21 protein-coding genes and 1 riboswitch are annotated in these 21491 nt (G+C 68.5%); of the genes, 7 read left to right on the forward strand and 14 right to left on the reverse strand.

The window, feature by feature from the left end:
- Positions 1 to 501: 501 nt before the first annotated feature.
- From AB0C16_RS37100 to AB0C16_RS37115, 4 genes are all read right to left on the reverse strand, one after another.
- Complete coding sequence (locus AB0C16_RS37100) at positions 502 to 702, reverse strand: cold-shock protein (RefSeq protein ID WP_068927743.1); 201 nt, start codon at positions 700 to 702, stop codon at positions 502 to 504.
- Positions 703 to 944: 242 nt separating this feature from the next.
- Complete coding sequence (locus AB0C16_RS37105) at positions 945 to 1220, reverse strand: MoaD/ThiS family protein (RefSeq protein ID WP_357690307.1); 276 nt, start codon at positions 1218 to 1220, stop codon at positions 945 to 947.
- A 24-nt stretch (positions 1221 to 1244) separates the two neighbouring features.
- Positions 1245 to 2477, reverse strand: a complete 1233-nt coding sequence (gene thrC / locus AB0C16_RS37110; RefSeq protein ID WP_357690309.1) for a threonine synthase — start codon at positions 2475 to 2477, stop codon at positions 1245 to 1247.
- A 13-nt stretch (positions 2478 to 2490) separates the two neighbouring features.
- Positions 2491 to 2632: riboswitch (SAM riboswitch) on the reverse strand.
- Positions 2633 to 2711: 79 nt separating this feature from the next.
- A complete protein-coding gene (locus tag AB0C16_RS37115; protein ID WP_357690311.1) occupies positions 2712 to 3266 on the reverse strand; it encodes an RNA polymerase sigma factor in 555 nt (184 codons plus the stop codon).
- 31 nt (positions 3267 to 3297) lie between these two features.
- Between AB0C16_RS37115 and AB0C16_RS37120 the strand changes: the two genes are divergently transcribed.
- Both AB0C16_RS37120 and AB0C16_RS37125 read left to right on the forward strand, forming a co-directional pair.
- Positions 3298 to 4734, forward strand: coding sequence for a trehalose-6-phosphate synthase (locus AB0C16_RS37120; RefSeq protein ID WP_357690313.1), 1437 nt, complete (start codon positions 3298 to 3300; stop codon positions 4732 to 4734).
- Positions 4735 to 4764: 30 nt separating this feature from the next.
- The gene (locus AB0C16_RS37125) at positions 4765 to 5931 is read left to right on the forward strand and encodes an MFS transporter (protein ID WP_357690315.1); all 1167 of its coding nucleotides are present in this window, start codon (positions 4765 to 4767) and stop codon (positions 5929 to 5931) included.
- Here AB0C16_RS37125 and AB0C16_RS37130 read toward each other — a convergent pair.
- From AB0C16_RS37130 to AB0C16_RS37140, 3 genes are read right to left on the reverse strand one after another with little or no spacing between them, the layout of a single operon-like run.
- On the reverse strand, positions 5909 to 6505 hold the full coding sequence (locus AB0C16_RS37130; protein ID WP_357690317.1) for a hypothetical protein: 597 nt from the start codon (positions 6503 to 6505) through the stop codon (positions 5909 to 5911). The genes AB0C16_RS37125 and AB0C16_RS37130 overlap by 23 nt on opposite strands.
- 34 nt (positions 6506 to 6539) lie before the next feature.
- The gene (otsB, locus tag AB0C16_RS37135; RefSeq protein ID WP_357690319.1) at positions 6540 to 7298 is read right to left on the reverse strand and encodes a trehalose-phosphatase; all 759 of its coding nucleotides are present in this window, start codon (positions 7296 to 7298) and stop codon (positions 6540 to 6542) included.
- A 51-nt stretch (positions 7299 to 7349) separates the two neighbouring features.
- Positions 7350 to 7652, reverse strand: a complete 303-nt coding sequence (locus AB0C16_RS37140) for a DUF3263 domain-containing protein (RefSeq protein WP_357690321.1) — start codon at positions 7650 to 7652, stop codon at positions 7350 to 7352.
- 117 nt (positions 7653 to 7769) lie between these two features.
- On the opposite strand from AB0C16_RS37140, the gene AB0C16_RS37145 reads away from it, so the two are divergent.
- Both AB0C16_RS37145 and AB0C16_RS37150 read left to right on the forward strand, forming a co-directional pair.
- Positions 7770 to 8576 (forward strand): SAM-dependent chlorinase/fluorinase, encoded by an 807-nt coding sequence (locus AB0C16_RS37145; protein ID WP_357690323.1) that lies wholly within the window; start codon positions 7770 to 7772, stop codon positions 8574 to 8576.
- 125 nt (positions 8577 to 8701) lie between these two features.
- On the forward strand, positions 8702 to 9832 hold the full coding sequence (locus AB0C16_RS37150) for a S8 family serine peptidase (protein ID WP_357690325.1): 1131 nt from the start codon (positions 8702 to 8704) through the stop codon (positions 9830 to 9832).
- A gap of 153 nt (positions 9833 to 9985) precedes the next feature.
- Here the strand turns inward: AB0C16_RS37150 and AB0C16_RS37155 are convergent, their stop codons facing one another.
- The 5 genes from AB0C16_RS37155 to AB0C16_RS37175 all read right to left on the reverse strand — a co-directional run bounded on the left by AB0C16_RS37155 (position 9986) and on the right by AB0C16_RS37175 (position 15695).
- On the reverse strand, positions 9986 to 11002 hold the full coding sequence (locus tag AB0C16_RS37155) for a dipeptide ABC transporter ATP-binding protein (protein ID WP_357690327.1): 1017 nt from the start codon (positions 11000 to 11002) through the stop codon (positions 9986 to 9988).
- Entirely contained in the window at positions 10986 to 12023 is a 1038-nt protein-coding gene (locus AB0C16_RS37160) for an ABC transporter ATP-binding protein (protein WP_357690329.1), read from the reverse strand. Before AB0C16_RS37160 ends, AB0C16_RS37155 begins: the two co-directional genes overlap by 17 nt.
- A 13-nt stretch (positions 12024 to 12036) precedes the next feature.
- The gene (locus AB0C16_RS37165; RefSeq protein ID WP_357690331.1) at positions 12037 to 13002 is read right to left on the reverse strand and encodes an ABC transporter permease; all 966 of its coding nucleotides are present in this window, start codon (positions 13000 to 13002) and stop codon (positions 12037 to 12039) included.
- Positions 12995 to 13939 (reverse strand): ABC transporter permease, encoded by a 945-nt coding sequence (locus tag AB0C16_RS37170; RefSeq protein WP_357690333.1) that lies wholly within the window; start codon positions 13937 to 13939, stop codon positions 12995 to 12997. The genes AB0C16_RS37165 and AB0C16_RS37170 overlap by 8 nt, the downstream gene beginning before the upstream one ends.
- A gap of 124 nt (positions 13940 to 14063) precedes the next feature.
- Positions 14064 to 15695 carry an ABC transporter substrate-binding protein gene (locus AB0C16_RS37175; protein WP_357690335.1) on the reverse strand — a complete coding sequence of 544 codons (1632 nt, stop codon included), beginning with the start codon at positions 15693 to 15695 and terminating at the stop codon, positions 14064 to 14066.
- A gap of 472 nt (positions 15696 to 16167) precedes the next feature.
- Here AB0C16_RS37175 and AB0C16_RS37180 point away from each other — a divergent pair, with 472 nt between their 5' ends.
- The 3 genes from AB0C16_RS37180 to AB0C16_RS37190 all read left to right on the forward strand — a co-directional run bounded on the left by AB0C16_RS37180 (position 16168) and on the right by AB0C16_RS37190 (position 18290).
- Entirely contained in the window at positions 16168 to 17088 is a 921-nt protein-coding gene (locus AB0C16_RS37180; protein WP_357690337.1) for an ABC transporter permease, read from the forward strand.
- Entirely contained in the window at positions 17081 to 17947 is an 867-nt protein-coding gene (locus tag AB0C16_RS37185; RefSeq protein WP_357690339.1) for an ABC transporter ATP-binding protein, read from the forward strand. Before AB0C16_RS37180 ends, AB0C16_RS37185 begins: the two co-directional genes overlap by 8 nt.
- A gap of 187 nt (positions 17948 to 18134) precedes the next feature.
- A complete protein-coding gene (locus tag AB0C16_RS37190; protein WP_357690341.1) occupies positions 18135 to 18290 on the forward strand; it encodes a hypothetical protein in 156 nt (51 codons plus the stop codon).
- Positions 18291 to 18837: 547 nt separating this feature from the next.
- Here the strand turns inward: AB0C16_RS37190 and AB0C16_RS37195 are convergent.
- Positions 18838 to 19677, reverse strand: a complete 840-nt coding sequence (locus AB0C16_RS37195) for a hypothetical protein (RefSeq protein WP_357690343.1) — start codon at positions 19675 to 19677, stop codon at positions 18838 to 18840.
- 391 nt (positions 19678 to 20068) lie between these two features.
- A complete protein-coding gene (locus tag AB0C16_RS37200) occupies positions 20069 to 21391 on the reverse strand; it encodes a lysine 2,3-aminomutase (RefSeq protein ID WP_357690345.1) in 1323 nt (440 codons plus the stop codon).
- Positions 21392 to 21491 lie beyond the last annotated feature (100 nt).

Consider the following 21491-nt stretch of genomic DNA (forward strand, 5'->3'; position numbering starts at 1 on the left):
GCCGTCGTTGGTGATCGTGGGGGCGCCCCACTTCTTCTCCAGCACGACGTTGCGGCCCTTGGGGCCGAGGGTCACCTTGACGGCGTCGGCGAGCTGGTTCATACCGCGCTCGAGACCGCGCCGGGCGTCCTCGTCAAACGCGATCATCTTGGCTGCCATAAGGCTAGACCTCCCAGATACAGGGTGGCTTGCAGAGGACCGAGCCGACGCCCGCGACGGCATCATGCGTAGTCCCGCGTGTTGCGGGCTGCGCATTCGGGCCCGCATCTCCGTTCGGCAGGCCCCATCGTCCCGATCCAGGTGTTGGCACTCACGAACAGAGAGTGCCAACGAATTGTTTAGCACTCTACCCCGTCGAGTGCAAGCTGAAGCCACTCCCACGCAGGTCAGTCGCTACGGCGGGTCCACCGGGACCCGCCGTACCGATCTCGGCGAAAAGCGGGTGGCGGGTTACGCGCGGACTGCGCTGCCGCGCGAACCGCCGTGCACACCAGCTACCTGTCAGACCGCGCGCACCGACTCCGCCTGCGGCCCCTTCTGGCCCTGCGTGATCTCGAACTCGACCCGCTGGCCCTGTTCGAGAGAGCGATACCCGTCCATCATGATGGCTGAGTAATGGACGAATACATCCTTACCACCGTCTACCGCGATGAAGCCGTAGCCCTTGTCCGCGTTGAACCATTTGACGGTGCCCTGCGCCACTTCCGACTCCTCTTACTGGGCTCGCGGATCCCGCCCATTCGTCCGCGAGACCCGCAATCGCCATGACTTATGGTGAAATCAGCCAGACGATCGCCCTCGACCATACCTGTGGTACGGCGTTTGGCAACAGAGTCAAAGCACCAAACTACGCATTTCATCACGTGTCAAGGTAGTTCAATATTGAATTTCCTGGAAAAGCAGAAGGCGCCCGCAACGGGGCGCCTTCCGAACGTGACGAGAGGTCAACCGCCTGCGACGGCCGGGATGATGGAGATCTGCGCACCCTCGGGCGTCGCCGTGTCGAGCCCATCGGCAAAACGGACATCCTCTTCCCCAACGTAAACGTTGACGAAACGACGAATCTTGCCCGATTCATCCAGAATTCGCGCTCCGATCCCTGGATAGTCAGAGTCGAGCTTCGCCAGCACGTCACGAAGAGTCGCCCCTTCGCCACTCACTTCCGCGCCGCCTCCGGTATAGGTGCGCAGAATGGTGGGAATTCGCACAGAAACGCTCATGATAAACCTCGCCTTTCCTGATTGTCAGACAGTCGCGCGGAACGCGTCGAGAGAGGGCCGGATCACGGCCGTGGGCCGGGCGCCGTCGGCGATCGCGTCGAGCGTCTTCAGCCCGTCGCCGGTGTTGAGCACCACGGTCTCCGCCTCCGGGTCGAGCTGCCCGGTCTCGACGAGCTTCTTCAGCACGCCCACGGTCACTCCCCCGGCCGTCTCGGCGAAGATGCCCTCGGTCGAGGCCAGCAGCCTGATCGCCGCGACGATCTCGGTGTCCGTGACGTCCTCCACGGCGCCGCCCGTGCGGCGGGCGATGTCGAGCACGTAGGGGCCGTCGGCGGGGTTGCCGATGGCCAGCGACTTGGCGATGGTGTCGGGCTTGACCGGCTGCACCACGTCATGACCGGCCTTGTAGGCGCCGGACACGGGCGAGCAGCCGAGCGCCTGGGCGCCGTAGATCTTGTACGGCCGATCCTCGACCAGCCCGAGCGCGACCAGCTCCTTGAAGCCCTTGTCGATCTTCGTGAGCTGGGAGCCGGAGGCCACCGGGATGATGATCTGCTCGGGCAACCGCCAGCCGAGCTGCTCGGCGATCTCGTACGCGAGCGTCTTGGAGCCCTCGGCGTAGTAGGGCCGCAGATTGACGTTGACGAAGCCCCACTTGTCGCCCAGCGGGTCGCCGATCAGCTCCGAGCAGAACCGGTTGACCTCGTCGTAGCTGCCCTCGATGCCGATCAGTCTGCCGCCGAACACCCGGGCCATGGCGATCTTGGCCTGCTCCAGGCCCGCGGGGATGAACACGCAGGCGTCGAGCCCGGCCCTGGCCGCGGCCGCCGTCACCGCGCCCGCCAGGTTGCCCGTGGAGGAGCAGGACAGCGTGTGGAAGCCGAAGTTGCGCGCCGCCTCGACGGCGATGGCGACCACCCGGTCCTTGAAGGAGTGGGTGGGATTGCCCGAGTCGTCCTTGACGTACAGCGACTTGATGCCGAGCGCGCGGCCGAGGTTGCCGGCCTTGACGAGAGGGGTCCAGCCCGGGTTCATGTTGGGCTTCTCGGCGACGTCGGCTGGGACGGGGAGCAGCGAGCGGTAGCGCCAGATGTTGGCGGGGCCCGCCTCGATGCCGGCCCGGGAGACGGCGCCGAAGGAGTAGGCCGCTTCGAGCGGCCCGAAACACTCCGGACAGGCGAAGCTGGGACCGAGGGGGTAGCGGGCGCCGCACTCGCGGCAGGAGAGAGCGCTGGCGGGACCAAAGTCGAGCGACATGAAGCGAGGCCTTCCCTCATCTTCGCCCGCGGCCACCCTGACCGCGGACCGGAATTGGCACCCTGTCCCGGTCGGCCTCGCCAGGTCGCGAGTCGAAAGCCGGGAGGGTTGCCGGGGCTTCGCAGGGCCGGTCCCTCCGCCCCTCTGGATGAGCAATATGCAGTTGTTGGTACGGACTCTACCTGGCCAGGCGGCCGAGCTGACCCTCCGTCTCAGGAGATGAGACGGCCGGTCTCACCTGTAGTCTTCGCCGAGCGCCGCCTGGACGTACTTGCGGGCCTGGTGGATGCGTGACTTGGCGGTGCCGAGCGGAATGCCGAGATGCTCGGCCACCTCGTTGTAGTCGAGCTGGACGATGTCGCGCAGCACCAGCGCCTGGGCCAGATCGGGCTTGTCGGCCTCCAGCGCCTCCATCGCGTCGAGCAGGTCGAGCCGCGACCCGGCGATGACGCTGACCCGGCGCGCGTCGGGCTTCTGCATGGGCAACTCGTCGGAGCTCTGCTCGGCCGCCCTGCGCTTGAGCGACCGGTAGGTGGTGCGCGCGCAGTTGGCGGTCACGATGTGCAGCCATGTGCTGAACCTCGCGCGTCCCTCGAAGCGCCCGATGTTGCGCGCCACGGCGAGCAGAGTGTCCTGCGACGCCTCCTCGGCGTCCTGGCGGTAGGGCAGGATCCGGGCGCAGTGGCGCATCACATCGGGCTCGATCCGGCGCAGGAGCTCGCCGAGTGCGCGATGATCTCCGGCAGCGGCGGAGCGGGCCAGGTCCTCGGTTAGCTCATCAAGCGCCATAGCTGGGATCCTATGGTCGGAGGGAGCTTAAATGAACAGCGTCCTGGTTGCCTCGAACCGAGGCCCCGTCTCGTTCACCGTCTCCGAAGGCGGCGTTCTGACCATGAAACGTGGTGGCGGCGGCCTGGTGTCCGGACTGTCCGGAGTGACCAAAGAAGTCGGAGTGCTGTGGGTATGCGCCGCCCTGACCGATGGCGACCGCAGCGCCGTGCGACAGGCGCCGGGCGGCCGCCTCGACCAGGCCGGCTATGACACGGGCGCGCTGCGGATGCTCGACATCCCGCCCGCCACGTTCCACCGCGCCTACAACGCCGTGGCCAACTCCACCCTCTGGTTCGTCAACCACCTGCTCTACGACATCCCCAACTCCCCCCGGTTCGGCACCCGGTTCCAGCGCGAGTGGGAGTCCTACCGCGACTACAACGGCGCGTTCGCGCTGGCGCTGGCCGAGGAGGCCGGCCACGAGGCCCGCGTGATGGTTCAGGACTACCACCTGACCCTGACCCCGGCGATGCTCCGCGCCGAGCGGCCCGACCTGCGCATCGCCCACTTCAGCCACACCCCCTGGGCGCCGCCCGAATACTTCTCGCTGCTGCCCGACGACGTCGCCCGCGAGGTGCTGGAGGGCATCCTGGGGGCCGACCACGCGGGGTTCCTCACCGAGCGCTGGGCGGGCGCGTTCATCGACTGCTGCCAGTTCCTGCTGGGCGCGGAGATCGACCGGGCCGCCCGGACGATCACGCACGAGGGCCGCACCACCCGCATCGGCGTGCACTCGCTGGGCGTCGACGGCGCGGCGCTGCGCGAGCGGGCCGGCGAGCCCGACGTCGAGTCGCACATGGCGGCACTGCGTGAGCAGGTCGGCGACCGCAGGCTGATCGTCCGCATCGACCGCACCGAGCTGTCCAAGAACATCGTGCGCGGCCTGCTCGCCTACCGTGAGTTCCTCGCCGCGCATCCGGAATGGCACGGCCGGGTGGTGCACCTGGCGTTCGCCTACCCGAGCAGGCACGACCTGCCCGAATACCGCGAATACACCGCGTCGGTGCTGCGCTGCGCCCAGGAGATCGAGGACGAGTACGCCACCGAGAACTGGGACCCGCTCATCCTCAACGTCGACGACGACTACCCGCGCTCGCTGGCCGCCTACCGGATGGCCGACGTCCTGCTGGTCAACCCGATCCGCGACGGCATGAACCTGGTCGCCAAGGAGGGCCCGATCCTGTCCCCCACCTGCGCGCTGGTGCTGTCCCGCGAGGCGGGCGCGGCGGCCGAGCTGGGCGACGACGCGCTGCTGGTCAACCCCTACGACGTCAGCGGCACGGCCGACGCGCTGTACGAGGCGCTGGTCATGCCGGCGGAGGAGCGCGGGCGCCGCCGTGACAAGCTGGCCGCCGCCGGCACCGCGCTGCCCCCGCAGAAGTGGCTGGCGGCCCAGCTCGATGCCCTCAACTACGATCTGGGATAATTACCCCTTATTCCGACGGGAGCAGCCTGGATGTCGACGGCCGCGGGACGCATCCGGCTCATTCGAGACGCCCCCACCTGGCTGATCTACCTCCAGCTCGGCACATTCGCGACATTCCTCTACGGCCTGAGCGCCGCCCTGCCCCTGCTGCGCCAGGACCAGCAGGTGTCCAACGCCGTCGCCGGGCTGCACGGCACCGCCATGGCCGCGGGCACCATCCTGGCCGGGCTCTTCCTGCCCGTCCTCTACCGCGGGTACGGCAGGCGAGCCATCACCTGGGGCGGCCTGGCCGGCATGAACGCGGGCGTCGTCCTCGTCATGCTCGTCCCCGCCCTGCCCGCCACCCTGCTCGGCTACGGCCTGGCCGGGGCGTTCGGCTCGGCCGCGCTCTACGCCTCGATGGCGGCGTTGAGCGACCACCACGGCGCCGCCGGGCCGGCCGCGATCAGCGAGGCCAACGGGGTCGCCGTCGTGTTCGGCATCGCGATGTCGCTCCTGCTCAGCCTGGTGGCGCAGACGGCGCTCGGCTGGCGGGCCACGCTGCTGCTCACCCCGCTGCTGACCGTGGCGCTGGCGCTGGTCATGGGCCGGGTCTGGATCCCCGCGGAGCGCCGGCCGGAGGCGGCCGTCGCCACGTCGGGCCACCCACGTCCCGGCTGGCGCTTCTACGTGGCCGGCGGGGTGCTGTTCTGCTGCGTGGCGCTGGAGTTCTGCTTCAACCTGTGGGCCGCCTCCCTGTTCGCGGGCAACACCGGGCTGAGCGCGGCGGCGGCGGCCACCGGTCTGACGGCGTTCACCGCGGGCATGGCGGCGGGACGGTTCACCGGCGGGCGGCTGGCCCTGCGGTTGCCGCCCGACCGGTTGTTCGTCGGGGCGCTACTGCTGACCGGGGCCGGCTGGCTGATCTTCTGGCTGAGCTCGGCGCCGCTGCTCGGCTACGCCGGGCTGTTGATCACCGGGCTCGGCGTCGCGCTGCACTTCCCGCTGGCCCTGACCGAGCTGATCACCCACTCGGGCGGCCATCCCGACCGGGCCTCGGCCGTCGCGCCCATCTGCTCCGGGGCCGCGATGGCCGTCGGCCCGCTGGTGCTCGGCGCTCTGGCCGACGGATTCGGCACCCGCCACGCGTTCCTGCTGGTGCCGGTGATCATCGGCCTGGCGATCGGCGGCGTGATCACCGCCAGACCGCGCGCTTGAGCACGCCGGGCAGGCCCGGGGTGTTCCACTGGTCGACGATGAGGATCTTGCTCTGCGGCAGGTACCACTCGCGCTGGACGTACCTCGACTTCACCGTGCCGTTGGAGTAGGAGATGCATCTCGCCTTCCACTCGCGGTAGTGCGCCTTGTGACCGGGGCCGACCTGGCGCAGGCCCTTCACCGCCGCGCCGCCGAGCACCTGTCCCCACTTGCGGTTGTGCGGGCATGGCTGCACGTCGGTCGCCGGGTAGAAGGGCTGCTTGGCGGTGTAGGGGTTGAACACCTCCTGACCGATCTTGATGGCCTTGGGGCCCAGGATGGAGAAACTGTCGCATTCGGGTTGGCGGTATCCGCCTCGGGGGTTGGCGCAGGCGCCGGTGACGACGTAGATCCAGTCGCCCTTGCCGTACACCTTCCAGCCGGACGGCAGGTTGAGCGTGAGGCCGTTGCGCAGGTCGAGCGGCCGGGTGGCGGAGGTCGAGGCGGAGGCGGAGGCGGCGGAGGCGGCGGCGGAGGGCGCCACGAGGACGGCCGCCGCGGCCAGCGCCGCGGCGGTGAGGGTGGTCTTCGTCATGCCGCGACCGTAGTGCGGGGCACTTGCAGGCGGATCAAGAACGGCTGACGGCCGCGGCCAGCTCCCCGAGCAGTGCCACGACCCCGTCGGGCCCGTCCACCACGATGTCGGCGCGGTCGGCCAGCGCGGTCACCTCCGCCGAGCCGCTGCACACGGTCACCCCGGGCAGCTCCGACGCCTTGACCGCGTCGAAGGCGGCCAGGTCACCGAGGTCGTCGCCGACGAACATGACGGACCGGGCGTCGCGTTCGGCCAGGAACAGGGCGAGCGCGTGCCCCTTGTCCATGCCCGGCGGCCTGAGCTCCAGCACGAACCGGCCGGGCTCGACGACGAGCCCGTGTTTCTCGGCGAGCTTGGCCAGCGGCTCACGCAGCGCGGCCAGCGCGCCTTCGGGGTCGGGGGCGCGCCTGGTGTGCACGGCCACGGCCCGGTCCTTGTCCTCGATCACCACGCCGGCCAGGCCGAGCGAGTCGAGCAGCAGCGGGAGTTCGGCCTTGACCCGGGGCACTCCGGGCGGGGGCGGCGGCGCGGAGATCTTACCCCCTTCCCACCGCTCGAACCCGTAGTGGCCCAGCACGACCAGGCCGGGCACGTCGGCCAGACCCGGTCCGAGGTCCAGCACGGTGGTCACGGGCCTGCCGGTCAGGATGGCCACCGCTCCCACGTGCTCGCCCAGCGCGGCCAGGACACCGGGGGCTTCGGGATGGATCGCGGCGGAGGCGGGATCGGGCACGATCGGCGACAGGGTTCCGTCGAAGTCGAGCCCGATCACGGCGCCGGCCGGATCTCTCAAGATCGCTTGAATTCCAGGGATGTTCCTCACGCGGCTGGGGTACCCAGCCGATCAGGGACGCATGCCGAAGCGCCTCGCGGCGCGGTCGCGCTGGCGGGTGGCGCGCAACCTGCGTAGCCGCTTGACCAGCATCGGATCCTGTTCCAAGGCCTCCGGCTTGTCGATCAATTCGCCCAGCAGCTGGTAGTAGCGAGTGGCGGAGAACCCGAAGGTCTCCCTGATGGCCTGCTCCTTCGCGCCCGCGTAACGCCACCATTGGCGTTCGAAGGCGAGGAGCTCGAGATCGCGTTGGGTGAGGGGCTGATGCGATGGGTCGTGGGCAGCACTGTCACCGCTAGCCGGTGCAGTGTCCATGGTTCCTCCTCGAAAGGATGCGCGCGACGATCACGTCACACACATGCGGCCCGCCGCCATCGTAATGTGCCGAGACTGGCTGTTCATGGTGGATCGCGAGACGTACAGTCACCAAGTGTGACCTCTGTCATCACACTTCTCACCGACTACGGGCTCGAAGACGGCTATGTCGCCGCATGTCATGGCGTGATCGCGGGCATCGCTCCCACCGTCCGGGTGATCGACGTGTGCCACGTCGTCCCCTCGGGCGATGTACGACGAGGCGCCGCGATCCTCGCGCAGACCATCCCCTACCTTCCCAGGGGCGTGCACATCGGCGCGGTCGATCCCGGGGCGGGCGGGGCGCGGCGGGCGGTCGCCGTCGAGGCGGGCGGGCGGGTGTTCATCGGCCCCGACAACGGGCTGCTGTCGTGGGCCGTCCACGCCAGCGGCGGGGTGCGGGCGGCGTACGAGATCAGCAACGAGGAGCACTTCCTGCGGCCCGTCTCGCCCACGTTCCACGGGCGCGACGTCTACTCTCCGGTCGCCGCGCGGTTGTGCGTCGGGCTCAAACCGGCCGATCTCGGCCCGGAGCTGCCGGCGTCCAGGCTGGTCTCGCTGCCCGAGCCGACCTCGGTGCTGCGCGAGGGGGCGGTCGAGGGCGAGGTGGTCTCGGTCGACCGCTACGGCAACACGCAGCTGTCGATCACCGCCGGGGACCTGGAGACGCTGGGCGTGCGGGTCGGCGCCATGCTCGGGGTCCGGCTGGGGCGGCGACAGCTGTCGATGCCCTACCGCGAGACGTTCGCGGCGGTGCCGCCGGGCGAGCTGGTGGCCTTCGCCGACTCGGCCGGGCTGATCGCGTTCGCGGTCAACTCGGGCGACGCGGCGCAGCGCCTCGGCCTGCCGCCTGGCGCACATGTCCGTATTGCACCATCACTCTGACACGAAAGCCATCAAAGGGAAATTACACCGCGTATCGGTCTGTTTACCGAAGCTTCGGATTGCCGCGGCGGGCACGTGCCACAATCTCCGGGATCGGGCGTCCCCCTCCTGCCCCCGAGGTCGACGTGTTCCAACTGTCCCGGGCCGTGCTGGTCACGGCCTGCCTGTCCACCCTGCTGGTGATCGGCGCGGCGCCGAGCGCGGGTGGCGATCTCACCACCGAGCGATGGCAGTTGTCCGCGCTGTGGCTGCACCAGGCCTGGCGGCTGAGCAAGGGCCAGGGCGTGCTGGTCGCCGTGCTCGACACCGGGGTGAACGGCCGTCATCCCGACCTCGCCGGAGCCGTGGTCCACGGCCCTGACCTGACCGGCCCGAGCCACGGGCACGGCCGGAGAGGGCACCACGGCACCGCCATGGCCGGCCTCATCGCCGGCCGCGGCCACGACGGCGGGCAGGGAGTGATCGGCGTGGCGCCCGCGGCGCGGGTGCTGTCGATCCGGGTCACGCTGGAGCTCGACGACCCGCTCCGCGAGAAGCGGCCCTCGGCCGGCCACGACGCGCTGGCCCGCGGCATCCGCTACGCGGCCGACCACGGCGCCGCCGTGATCAGCATGTCCCTCGGCGGCGGCAGCGGCTCCTGGCGAGGGTCGGCGGCCGAGCAGCGGGCCGTGCGCTACGCGATCAGCCGGGGAGCCGTGCTGGTAGCCTCCGCCGGCAACGACGGCGACACCACCAACAGGAAGAACTTCCCCGCCGCCTACCCCGGCGTGATCGCGGTGGGCGCGGTCGACAGGCGGCTCAGGGTGACCCGGTTCTCCAACCGCCAGGACTACCTCAGCGTCGTCGCGCCGGGCACCGGCATCACCAGCGCCGACGGCCGCGACTCCTACCTGACCGGCGACGGCACCAGCTCGGCCGCCGCCATGGTGGCCGGCATCGCCGCGCTGATCAGGGCGGCGCATCCCGAGCTGCCGCCGCACCTCGTGCGCCGGGCGATCGAGCTGGGCACCACGAAGCGCCCCGCCACCGGCCACGACTCCTCCTACGGGCACGGCGTGGCCAACGCGCTGCTCGCGCTGCGCCAGGCCGGCCTGCTGGCGGGCGCGCCCACGAGGCCGGCCCGGGCCGCACGCCGCCCGGCCGCCGGGACGCCGCCGTCCAGGACGCCCGTGGTGCTCGGCCTGGTGCTGCTCTCGGCGGGGATGTCCGCACGGCTGATCGTCCGGCAGGGACGGCACGGCGGGCGTTCTACCTAGCAAGCGCTTGTGTGACACTCGTGCCCATGACGCCGGCGATCGACGGCTGGTTCACCATCGACGAGCACGGCGCCCACCTGATCGGCACCAGGTGCGCGGCCCGCGGCCCAAAGGCCCCCCGCGCGACTGCGCGGAGGGCCTCCCGACGACTCGCTAGCCGACGTGGACCACGTCGTGCGTCTCGGCGAAGTGGCACGCGCTCTCGTGCTGGGTGCCGGGCCTGATCTGCAGCAACGGCTCCTCCGTGGCGCAGATCTCCTGCGCCTTCCAGCACCGGGTGCGGAAGCGGCAGCCCGACGGCGGGTTGGCCGGCGAGGGCGGGTCGCCCTGCAGGATGATCCGCTCGCGCTGCTCCCGCCCCTCGGGGTCGGGGACCGGGACGGCCGACAGCAGCGCCTGGGTGTACGGGTGAGCGGGCCGGTCGTAGATCTCGGCGTCCTTGCCGAGCTCCACCACCTTGCCCAGGTACATCACCGCGACCCGGTCGGAGATGTGGCGCACCACCGACAGGTCGTGGGCGATGAAGATGTACGCCAGGTTGAACTCGTTCTGCAGCCGCTCCAGCAGGTTGATGACCTGCGCCTGGATCGACACGTCGAGCGCGGAGACCGGCTCGTCGCAGACGATGATCTCCGGCTGGAGCGCCAGGCCCCGGGCGATGCCGATGCGCTGGCGCTGGCCGCCGGAGAACTGGTGGGGATAGCGGTTGATGTGGTCGGGGTTGAGGCCCACGACCTCCAGCAGCTCCTGCACCTTGCGCCGGCGGTCACCCTTGGGAGCGACCTCGGTGTGGATGTCGTACGGCTCGCCCACGATGTCGCCGACGGTCATCCGGGGGTTCAGCGAGGTGTAGGGATCCTGCATCACCATCTGGATGTTGCGGCGCATCCGCTTGAGCTCGGAGCCCCTGGCCATGGCGATGTCACGGCCCTTGATCTTGACCGAGCCCGACGTCGGCCGTTCCAGCGCCATGAGGACCTTGGCCAGCGTGGACTTGCCGCAGCCCGACTCGCCCACGATGCCCAGCGTCTCGCCCCTGTTGAGGTCGAACGAGACGCCGTCGACCGCCTTGATCGCGCCGATCGAGCGCTTCATCACGATGCCCTGGGTCAGGGGGAAGTGCTTGACCAGATCGCGGACCTCGAGGATGCGCTCACCTGTTGTCGCCATCGAGGACCTCCCTCCAGTAGTGGCAGGCGCTGTTGCGTGTGCCGCTGATCTCGTAGAGCGGGGGGACGTCGGTCACGCAGTTGTCCTGGCGGTAGGGGCACCGCGGGTGGAAGGCGCAGCCGGTCGGCATGTCGAGCAGGTTGGGCGGCAGGCCCTTGATCGCGTACAGGTCCTGGCCCTTGAGGTCGACCCGGGGGATCGACTCCAGCAGGCCCTTGGTGTAGGGGTGGGCGGGCGATTTGTAGATGTCGTGCACGGACGCGTTCTCCACGATGCGCCCGCCGTACATGACCGCGATCTTGTCGGCGACGTCGGCCACCACGCCGAGGTCGTGCGTGATCAGGATCATGCCCATGTTGCTCTCGCGCTGCAGCTCGGCGAGCAGCTCCATGATCTGGGCCTGCACCGTCACGTCGAGCGCGGTGGTCGGCTCGTCGGCGATCAGCACCTCGGGGTCCAGCGCGATCGCCATGGCGATCATGATGCGCTGGCGCATGCCCCCGGAGAACTGGTGCGGGTAGTCGTTGACCCGCTGCCTGGCGGCCGGGATGCGGACCCGGTCCATCAGCTCGACGGCCTTCTTCACGCCCTCGCGCTTGGACATGCCGCGGTGCACCCGGAACATCTCGGCGATCTGCCAGCCCACGGTGAACACCGGGTTGAGCGCGGAAAGCGCGTCCTGGAAGATCATCGCGATCCGCTGGCCACGCACCTGGGTGCGCGCCTCCTCGGACAGCTTGAGCAGGTCGGTGCCGCGGAACCGGATCTCCCCCTTGGGGATCCGAGCGGGCGGCACGTCCAGGATGCCCATGATCGCCTGAGCGGTCACGGACTTGCCGGATCCCGACTCGCCCAGCACCGCGAGGGTCTCACCGGGGTCGAGCGTGTAGCTCACCCCGTTGACGGCCCGCACAATGCCCGCCCGCGTGCCGAACTCCACGTGCAGGTCGTCCACGGCCAGCAGCGGCTCGGTGCCCAGCCCTCCCTCGGCCGGCAACACGTCCAGTGACGTCTTCTTCATCTGATCCCCCCTCCTACCTGAGCTTCGGGTCGAGCGCGTCGCGGACGGCGTCGCCCAGCATGATGAACGCGAGCACGGTGATGCTCAGGAACACCGCGGGGAACACCAGCGGCAGCGGCGCCTCGAGGAACCGGTTGCGGGCATCGGCGATCATCAGTCCCCAGGAGATGTCGGGCGACTGGACACCGACCCCCAGGAAGGACAACGCCGCCTCGGCCGCGATGAAGCCACCGAGGTTGATCGTGGCGATGACGATCACCGGAGCGAGCGCGTTCGGCAACAGGTGCCGGAACATGATGCGGCCCTGACCGGCTCCCAGAGCACGCGCCGCGGTCACGAAGTCCTGGCTTCTCGCCGTGATGACCGCGGCTCTCATGATGCGGAACGTCATCGGCCAGGCCAGGATCGACAGCGCGATCACCACGATCCAGATGCCGAGGTCCTTGTCCCGGAAGGTGGCCGTGATGAGCAGCGCGCCCAGGATGGAGGGAATGGCGAAGAAGATCTCGGTGATCCGCGAGGTGACCGTGTCGACCATGCCGCCACGGGTGCCCGCGATGAGACCGAGCAGGCCGCCCACGATGGCGGTGATGAGCGTCGTGGTGACACCGATCACGATCGAGTTGCGGGCGCCGTAGATCGTCCTGGCGTAGACGTCGCAGCCCTGGTTGTCACGGCCGAAGAGGTGACCCACGCTGGGCCCCTGCCGGGCGGTGGCGAGCTCGCACGTCCTCGCCGAGAACGGGTCGATCGAGGTGAACAGCGATGGCCAGAACGACATGACCAGCAGGACCGCGATGAGCACCAGCGAGATGATGAACATCGGCCTGCGGCGCAGGTCGTGCCAGGCGTCGCCCCACAGGCTGGCCGGCTTCGCCTCTTTGGGACGCTTCACCGGCGGCGGGGTCGTCGCGACCTTGTCCGTGGTCAGTGTCCTTGTGTCCTGGGGCACAGGTTCGACCTGTGGGGTGTCACTCATAGCGGATCCTCGGGTCGAGCACGGCGTACAGCATGTCGACGATCAGGTTCGCCACGATGTACACCAACACCAGGATTGTCACGATGCCTACGACGATCGGTTGCTCGCGCAGGTAAACGCCTTGATAGAGCTGGAGGCCGATGCCCGGCAGGTTGAAGATCGTCTCTGTGATCACCGCCCCTCCCATGAGGGCGCCCAGGTCGGCTCCCAGATAGGTGACCAGCGGGATCAACGCGTTGCGCAACCCGTGCCTGCCGATGACCCTCCGTCTGGACAGGCCCTTGGCCGTGGCTGTGCGGATGTAGTCGGATCTCAGCGTCTCCACCAGGCTTGTTCGCGTGAGCCGGGTGAGATAGGCGATCGATGTGCCCGCCAGCACGAAACCAGGCAGCAGGTAGGACTTGAGGCCCTGGCTGGCTCCCGCGATCGGGAAGATCTCGGTGCCGGTGAGCTGCTTCAGCCAGACTCCCAGCCACAGCTGCAGGACGAAGCCGGTGACCAGCGTCGGGACCGAGATGAGCAGCAGCGTCGAGGCCAGGATCGCGGTGTCGGTGGCCCGGCCGCGCCGCAGCGCCGCCCACAGGCCCAGCAGGACACCGATGACCGCCTCCATGACCAGCGCGACGAGTGCCAGGTTCAGTGTGACCTGGAGCTTGCCCGCCAGCAACTGGGAGACGGGGACACCGGCGAACGTCTTGCCGAGGTCGCCGCGGAACAGGATGCCGCTGATGTAGTACCAATACTGCAGGAGCAGCGGATCGTTGAGGTGATACTGGTCGCGGATGATCGCGACGATCGCGGGATCCTGCCGCTTCTCACCGGCCAGTGCCGCGACGGGGTCTCCGGGTAGCGCGAACACGATGGCGAAGATGAACAGGGTGGCGCCCAGCAGGACTGGTATCGCCTGGATCAGGCGCCGAATGATGTAACGGCCCATACAAGCCTCCCGTACATGCCAGAAGGCAGCCCCTGGGGACCTGGGGGTGCACGGCCCAAGCGACTGCCTTCACGGCGGGCTCTCAAGGGGTGGGCGACGGTGCCGCCCACCCCCGGAAACTACGTCAGGCCTTCTCGACGTCAGCCCATTCAACCTGGTTGAGCAGGTTGATCTTGACGTTCTTGACCTTGGTGGAGTAGCCGGAGTTGTTCCGGTAGAAGTACACCGGGATGTACGGAAGGTCCTTGATCAGGATGTCGTCCGCCTGCTGGTAGAGCTTGAGCCCTTCCTCAGGGGTCGCCGCCTGGTCACCCTTGGCGACCGTCTCGTCGAACTCCTTGTTGGAGTAGCCGGCGTAGTTGGAGCCGGTGGTGATCGCGCCCGTGGAGAAGATCGGCGTCAGGTAGTTTTCGGGCGAGGGGTAGTCGATGGCCCACCCCATGCGGAACATGCCCTTGTACTTCTTGGCGTCGAGGTCGTCCAGGATGTTGGCGAACTTCTCGAACGGCTTGACCGTCACCTCGACGCCGAGGTTGGCGCGGAGGTTGTTGGCGACGGCCTCGATCCATTCCTTGTGGCCACCGTCGGCGTTGTAGCCGAGCTCCAGCTTGGCCGGCCCCTTGGCCGCGGCGTACTGCTCCTTGGCCTTGCCCGGGTCGTACGTGCAGGCGGCGCAGGCGCCCTGGCGGTAGCCCGCGATGGCCGGGTTGATGAAGTCGTCGGCGGGTGCGCGGGTGCCGGCGAAGACCGTCTCGGCGATCGTCTTCCGGTCGATGGCCATCGAGATGGCCTCGCGCATCTTGACGTCCTTGTACTCGTCGTTGTACTGCAGCGGGAAGCCGATGTAGCCGATGCCGGCGTCGGGCTGGTCCGTGTACCGGTCACCGAGCGCCGTCTTGGCGCTGGCGATCGCCGACGCGGGCAGCTGGTCCTGGATGTCGACGTTGTCGCCCTGGAGGTCGTTGTACGCCGTCTCCGAGCTGTTGTAGAGCTTGAACTGGAGCTTCGTCCAGCCGTTGGGCTTCTTGGCCGGGTACTTGTCGTACACCGACAGGTCGATGGTCTGGTCGGTGCCCTTCTTGTACGGCTTGTCGACCTTGAACAGGCCCTGCCCGATCGGCTTCTCGCCGTACTCGTTGGTCACCTTGCCGTCGGCGCCGAAGGCGGCCTTGGGCAGCGGGTAGAACGCCGTGTAACCCAGCATGGTCCTGAACTGGGAGAACGGAGCCGTGAGAGTGACCTGGAGGGTCGTGTCGTCGACCGCCTTGAGGCCCGTCATCTCCTTGGTGGTGACCTGCTTGCCCTCGCCCGGGTTGAGGTCGGCGTAACCCTCGACTCGGCCGAAGAAGTAACCGCCGCCCTGCGCGTTGTCCTGGTTGGCCGCGTAGTTCCAGGCGTCTGCGTAGTTCTGCGCGATCAGGGGCTCACCGTTGTGCCAGGTGTAGCCTGGCTTGAGCTTGATCGTCCAGACCTTGTTGTCCTCGGTGGTGATGGACTCGGCAGCGGCCTCGACGACTTCCTTGTTCTCGTCGTAGTTCACCAGCGGCTCGAACACCGCGGCGAGGACCTCTGAGCCCTCGGACTCGGTGGTGTTCGAGGGGACCAGCAGGTTCTGCGGCTCGCCGAGCTCCATCCGGACCGGCGTGTCAGCGCTGGTCCCGGTGTCTCCGGTCGAAGCGCCGCCGCCACACGCGGCTACCGCGATGGCCAGCAGCGCGGTACCGGCGACGATCTGTGCGCCCTTAGTAACACGCATGGTAAAAAGATTCCTCCCTCTACAGGTGGGCGTTAGCGCTGAGCTGCAATGATCGTGAGCAGCCTGACGGGGGGTTTCCTTGTAAGCCCCTCGAGTTTGGCTGACATGGTCAAACCAGCCGACGCCCTGCCAGTCGATCGCGACTATCCCTCACTACGTGCCACCAGGGAGTCTCTGGCGCGTTGCAGTTCGGTCACACGTGCGTCTATCCAACGTCACAGTCATTAGCCGCAAACGGTCCGTAGTTTCACAAAACCGTCAGGAGGGCACAGCCCGGACGTGAACCACGAGCAAAAATACCTTCTAGCGGAGAGTGCTCGCGCCTTGCCTCTCATTAGCGGGGTGGCTGGGCTACCGTTGTCCAAGTCTTGACGGCGCCTTGGAACCACGCGCTCCAGGGCCCCGTCCAACTGTCGGCCGCGAACCCCCGCGGCAGGCACCCCACCGAGTCGGATCCAATAGAGTCCTAGCCATGAGTCAGCCGGAATCCGCTGTCGCGGACGCCCAGGCGGGCGGCCGGAGCGGGCAGGAGCCGCTGGCCAAGCTCGCCGAGAGATACGGGCTTCGCCGTGCCATCGCGCGGCCGAGGTTCCCGGTATACGTGCGCCAGCTCTGGGAGCGGCGTCACTTCATCCTCACGTACGCCACCTCGCGCAACGTCTCGAAGTATTCCAGCTCGGCGCTCGGTCAGGTCTGGCAGATCCTGACCCCCCTGCTCAACGCCGCCATCTACTACGTGATGTTCGGCATCGTCCTCGGCGGCAAGGGCAACATCGAAAACTACCCCGCGTTCCTGCTGACCGGGATATTCGTCTTCACCTACACCCAGCGGTCGGTCGCCGCCGGCGCCAAGTCGATCTCCGGCAACCTGTCGCTGATCCGGGCGCTCCACTTCCCGCGGGCCTCGCTCCCCCTCGCCTACACGATCCAGGAGCTGCAACAGCTGGCCATCTCCATGGGCGTGCTGTTCCTGATCGTGATCGTGACCGGCGAGCTTCCGACGTGGTTCTGGCTGATGATCCCCGTCGTGCTCCTGCTGCAGACCATGTTCAACATCGGCGCGGGGCTGGTGATGGCGCGGCTCGGCTCCTCGATGCGCGACCTCAACCAGCTCCTGCCGTTCATCACCCGCACCTGGCTCTACGCCTCGGGCGTGTTCTTCTCGATCCAGGAGAAGGTCGTCGGCAGCGCCGGCCTGCCGCAGTGGGTGGCCGACACCATGTATTACCTCAACCCAGCGGCCTCCTACATCGAGTTCATGCGTGACATCCTCATCCGGGGGCACAACCCGCCGGGGTTGGTGTGGATAAGTTGCGTATTCTGGGCGGTGTTCGCACTCGGCTTCGGCTTCTGGTACTTCTGGCGTGCCGAGGAGAGGTACGGGCGTGGCTGAGCTGACCGAGGAGCTATCACAGGTGAAGGGCGAGGAGCCCGCCGTCCCGAAAAAGGACGTGAGGGTGCACCCCAACCCGGCCCCGGCCGGCAAGCGCCCCCTTGACGTTCCCACAGGCACTCCCACGGTCATCGTCGACGACCTGCACATCGTCTACCGGGTCTACGGCGCGGCCTCCGACGCCGAGAAGGGCAACGCCGTCAACGCCCTCACGCGCATCCTCAAGCGCCAGGGCCGCCCGCAGATGAAGGAGGTCCACGCCGTCAAAGGCGTCTCCTTCGTGGCCTACCACGGCGACGCCATCGGCATCGTGGGCCGCAACGGGTCGGGCAAGTCCACGCTGCTGCGCGCGATCGCCGGCCTCCTGCCGCCGCACGCCGGCGCCGTCTACACCGACGGGCAGCCCTCCCTGCTGGGCGTCAACGCCGCCCTCATGCGCGAGCTCACCGGCGAGCGCAACATCGTGCTCGGCTGCTACGCCATGGGCATGACTCCCACCGAGGTCAGGGAGAAATACCAGGAGATCGTCGACTTCTCCGGCATCGACGAGTTCGTCCAGCTGCCGATGTCCACCTACTCCTCCGGCATGGGCGCCCGCCTGCGCTTCGCCATCTCGTCGGCCAAGACCCACGACGTGCTGCTCATCGACGAGGCCCTGGCCACCGGCGACCGCGAGTTCCGCAAGAAGAGCGAGCAACGCATCCGCCAGATCCGCGAGTCGGCCGGCACCGTCTTCCTCGTCGCCCACGACCTCCGGGTCATCGAGGAGACCTGCAACCGTGTCATCTGGCTGCACAAGGGCAAGATCAAGTTGGACGGCGAGCCCAAAGAGGTCCTCGCCGCCTACAACAAGGGCTGACCGCCCCCTCGCCACGCCCCACTCCCGCCGCCGACGTGCGGCCCGTTGGGGATCTCGCCTGCCGCCACGCCCGGGCGCAGGCATGGTCACCCGAGCGACGCGAGTGACGAATTCCTGACGGCGTGGCTCCCGTTCCGCTATGATTCGAACGTTGGTTCGAGACGAGCAATGATGGAGTGGGGGCGCGATGGGAGAGCTTTCGGCCGCGATCGACCACCTGGCCATCGAGGACGTGTCAGAAATACCCGAGATCCAGCTGACCGAACAACTCATCGAGCTTCACTGGCAGATGGCCAGACTGCAGGCCCAGATCGGCCGCCGCACCGGCCTCCGGCTTCTCTGACGGACGACTCACTCCGTCCCCAAGACCCGTCCCCAAGTGCCCGTCCCCAAGACCCTGGACGGCATGGCGACACCCCACGCCCGGCAGCGCGGCGTCCCCGCCTGAGAGCCCAGCTCCCACCAGGCACGGGTCCCCCCGCCCAAACCCAGCCCACACCGGCATGACGAAGCCGGCCGGCCCCAGGAGCGGGGCCGGCGGCGGGGTGCGTCCCGTGCCGCGCCGCTGCCCTGCAGTGGCGACGCGGCACGCACACACCGGGGGCTCAGGCGCGTCCACCTGGGCCCGTCATGAGACCGCTCGCTCGCGCGACGGTCCCGTAACCTACGTGACCGGTCCCCCGGACGCCCGGCACCTGGGGCGCCGGCGACCGTTCACGTGAGTTCCAAGGGCAGTGCGGAGAGCTCGGGAACGCACCGCCCAGGTGATCTCGGCGCTCGCCCGACACGCCTCGTGGCCGCGCGGCAGGTCGCCCGAACGTCGGCACCTATGACGCTCGCGCACCTTCCGATCGGCCCTTCGGCGAGATCCGGCGGACACCTTGACCACGTCAGCCGCGGCCGGAGTAGCCCGTGACCGCGCCGGTCCGCGCTTCGGCGGTCCGGCCGAACAAGGTGACCTGCTCGCCGCGGACGCCGGTACGCGCCGTCGCGACGCTCTGGAAGAGGCGGGCCGACCTGTCGAGAGTGGCGATCCGGGCCGTGCCGGGCAGCGTCTCGACGACCGGCGCCATCTCGGCCGGCATCAGCCGCCCCACGACCGGGACCAGCTCGGCCGACGGCCCATACGACGTGCCGTACGACGTGCCGCCGTACGCGGTCGGCGCCCGGGTTCCGGACGACCGCACGGCGCCGTACAGCGTGCCGCCCAGCAGCCTCTCCACCGAGAACACTCCAGCCCTGTCCACGACCGCCTGGCCGCCCTGGAGCGGGGCCTCGACGGAGGACATCGGGCTCCGGCCCTGGGCCGCCCGTGACGCCCCCGGCACCTGGGCGGTGAGGCCGCCGAGGCCACCGAGGCCGGGCAACGCGCCCAGCAGCCGAGCGCCGACGGGCAGGCCGGCCACCGACGAATTCGTCTCCCCTGGCGACAGGGGAGGCAGGGGCGACCGCGGGCCGCCGACCCCGCGCGGCACGTACGCGCCAGGCGTGTCACCTGGAGCCACGGACCTGCTCGCGCCGGTGGCCGTCGTGTCCTTCTCACCGCCGAAGAGGCCACCGAGCAGGTCGCCCAGCACTCCGCCCGACCCGCCGGACGACCCGCCGGACGACCCGTCGCCGGCGGACTCGGTGGCGAGGCGATGCTCCTGCGCCTGGGCGGGCGTGGCGGCCATGACGCCCGCCAGCCCGAATGCCGCGACGGCCGCGGCCGCCTTGATCATTCGATTCATGATTGCCTTCCCGGCTCGTGATCGATCGCTCCCAAATGCAATGGGCACGCGAATCGATAACCCCCGAATGCCGCGGCGTGCATGCTGTGGGCACCACACGATGCGCGCCGTCCCGGCTGAGTTGCTGACGCAGTTGTATCACCCCGCCCAGACCCGTGGCGGCGCCGTAAAACCCTTATGGCAAAGGCTTGTCGGTCGATCACGGATCTTGGAAGGGGTGAAGAGCAGGCAGACAAATCGCGAAATAGCGAGGGACTATTTCGGATTTTCCAGTGGCGTTTCCCGCGACTCGGATGAGCGCCCCGACGGCCCGTCGACGGAGTCCGGTCAGTACCGGTGTCACGGGCCGGAGGGCGCAGATTTTGAGGTAGCGGGATATGCGCTTGACCGCTCAGGCTGACAGCAGAGCGGCGTCACCGATCGGCTCGAACGGGAAACGATCGGCGAAGGCCGGGCGTAGATCCGTCAGCCAGACCGCCGACGGGTCGTAGCGCGCGAAGAACGGCCGGCCGACCAGTGAAGGGTCACGGGCCTGGATGAGGTGGAGCACGAACACCTTTTCGCCGCCGATCTCGGCGACCCCGTCGACACACACCTTCCCAGGTGTGGCCGACATGGACGGCCCGCGTACCGTACGGCAGAGCCCGGAGATCGTCGAGAAGGCGTCTCTGAAGATCTCGTACGCACGGGCCAGCGGCACCGCGAAGTAGTCCTGTGGACCGGTGTCTCGCTCGACGAACATGTAGTAGGGAATCATCCCCATCCTGAGTTGCCGCCGCCACATGCCCGACCACAGGGCCGCGTCGTCGTTGATCGACCTGATCAGCGGCGCCTGGGTCCTGATCGTCGCGCCGCTGCCGAGGATCCGCTTGACCGCGGACTCGACCAGCGTCGACTCCAACTCCCGCGGGTGCGTGAAGTGGGCCATGAAGGCGAGGTTCTTGCCCGATCGCACGACCTGCTCGAAGAGTTCGAGCGTGGCGTCGGCGTCGGGGTCGGTGGTGAAGCGCTGCGGCCAGTAGCCCAGCGCCTTGGTGCCGATTCTGATCGACTCGAGTTGCTCGACCCCGAGCAGCGGCTCGATGTAACGCCTGATCACCGGCTCACCCATGATCATGGCGTCACCGCCGGTGATCAGCACACTGGTGACCTCGGGATGCTGGTGAAGATAGCGGACGAGCTGGTCGATGTCGTCGGAGGCGAACTTCAGGTCGGCGTCGCCGACGAACTGCGCCCACCGGAAGCAGTAGGTGCAGTAGGCGTGACAGGTCTGCCCCTGCTTGGGGAAGAACAGCACGGTCTCCGGATATTTGTGCTGCATGCCCGGCACCGGCTCCTCACCGATGCGGGGCACGTTGAGCTCCTTCTGCCCGGCCGGATGCGGGTTGAGCTGCGCGCGCACCCGGTTGGCCTCGGCCTGTATCTCCGCGTTGGGCGCCTCGGCCTTCAGCAGGTCGGCCAGCCTGGCGACGTCGGCGGCGGGAAGCATGTCCTCCTGAGGGAAGACCAGGCGATACATCGGATCGTCGGGCGCGGCCGACCAGTCTATGAGTTCGTCCACAACGTAGGCGTTGGTACGGAAGGGCAGCACGGTGGCGACGGCGCGGACCTTCAGCCGCTCCTCGTCACCGAGCCCTGCCCGCCGCAGGAGATCGTCGAGATGCTTGGACGTGTAAGCCCGGAAGCGTCGCGTTCCTGCCTGGTTCAAGATCACTAGGCCTTTCCCATCTTTTTTGTTCGATCAGGTGTAAACCTCACGGCCCTGTTGCGCGTCTACGGCTCTTATATCGGGACGCGGGGGGCGGTGGCTACGG

It is taken from the genome of Nonomuraea sp. NPDC048916, assembly GCF_040649575.1.
GTDB lineage: Bacteria > Actinomycetota > Actinomycetes > Streptosporangiales > Streptosporangiaceae > Nonomuraea.

What these genes read in the sequence shown, in the direction of transcription:
- AB0C16_RS37105 (WP_357690307.1), bottom strand. Translation starts at nt 1,220, where the DNA reads ATGAGCGTTTCTGTGCGAATTCCCACCATTCTGCGCACCTATACCGGA.
- thrC (WP_357690309.1), bottom strand. Translation starts at nt 2,477, where the DNA reads ATGTCGCTCGACTTTGGTCCCGCCAGCGCTCTCTCCTGCCGCGAGTGC.
- AB0C16_RS37115 (WP_357690311.1), bottom strand. Translation starts at nt 3,266, where the DNA reads ATGGCGCTTGATGAGCTAACCGAGGACCTGGCCCGCTCCGCCGCTGCC.
- AB0C16_RS37120 (WP_357690313.1), top strand. Translation starts at nt 3,298, where the DNA reads ATGAACAGCGTCCTGGTTGCCTCGAACCGAGGCCCCGTCTCGTTCACC.
- AB0C16_RS37125 (WP_357690315.1), top strand. Translation starts at nt 4,765, where the DNA reads ATGTCGACGGCCGCGGGACGCATCCGGCTCATTCGAGACGCCCCCACC.
- AB0C16_RS37130 (WP_357690317.1), bottom strand. Translation starts at nt 6,505, where the DNA reads ATGACGAAGACCACCCTCACCGCCGCGGCGCTGGCCGCGGCGGCCGTC.
- AB0C16_RS37140 (WP_357690321.1), bottom strand. Translation starts at nt 7,652, where the DNA reads ATGGACACTGCACCGGCTAGCGGTGACAGTGCTGCCCACGACCCATCG.
- AB0C16_RS37155 (WP_357690327.1), bottom strand. Translation starts at nt 11,002, where the DNA reads ATGGCGACAACAGGTGAGCGCATCCTCGAGGTCCGCGATCTGGTCAAG.
- AB0C16_RS37160 (WP_357690329.1), bottom strand. Translation starts at nt 12,023, where the DNA reads ATGAAGAAGACGTCACTGGACGTGTTGCCGGCCGAGGGAGGGCTGGGC.
- AB0C16_RS37165 (WP_357690331.1), bottom strand. Translation starts at nt 13,002, where the DNA reads ATGAGTGACACCCCACAGGTCGAACCTGTGCCCCAGGACACAAGGACA.
- AB0C16_RS37170 (WP_357690333.1), bottom strand. Translation starts at nt 13,939, where the DNA reads ATGGGCCGTTACATCATTCGGCGCCTGATCCAGGCGATACCAGTCCTG.
- AB0C16_RS37175 (WP_357690335.1), bottom strand. Translation starts at nt 15,695, where the DNA reads ATGCGTGTTACTAAGGGCGCACAGATCGTCGCCGGTACCGCGCTGCTG.
- AB0C16_RS37180 (WP_357690337.1), top strand. Translation starts at nt 16,168, where the DNA reads ATGAGTCAGCCGGAATCCGCTGTCGCGGACGCCCAGGCGGGCGGCCGG.
- AB0C16_RS37190 (WP_357690341.1), top strand. Translation starts at nt 18,135, where the DNA reads ATGGGAGAGCTTTCGGCCGCGATCGACCACCTGGCCATCGAGGACGTG.
- AB0C16_RS37195 (WP_357690343.1), bottom strand. Translation starts at nt 19,677, where the DNA reads ATGAATCGAATGATCAAGGCGGCCGCGGCCGTCGCGGCATTCGGGCTG.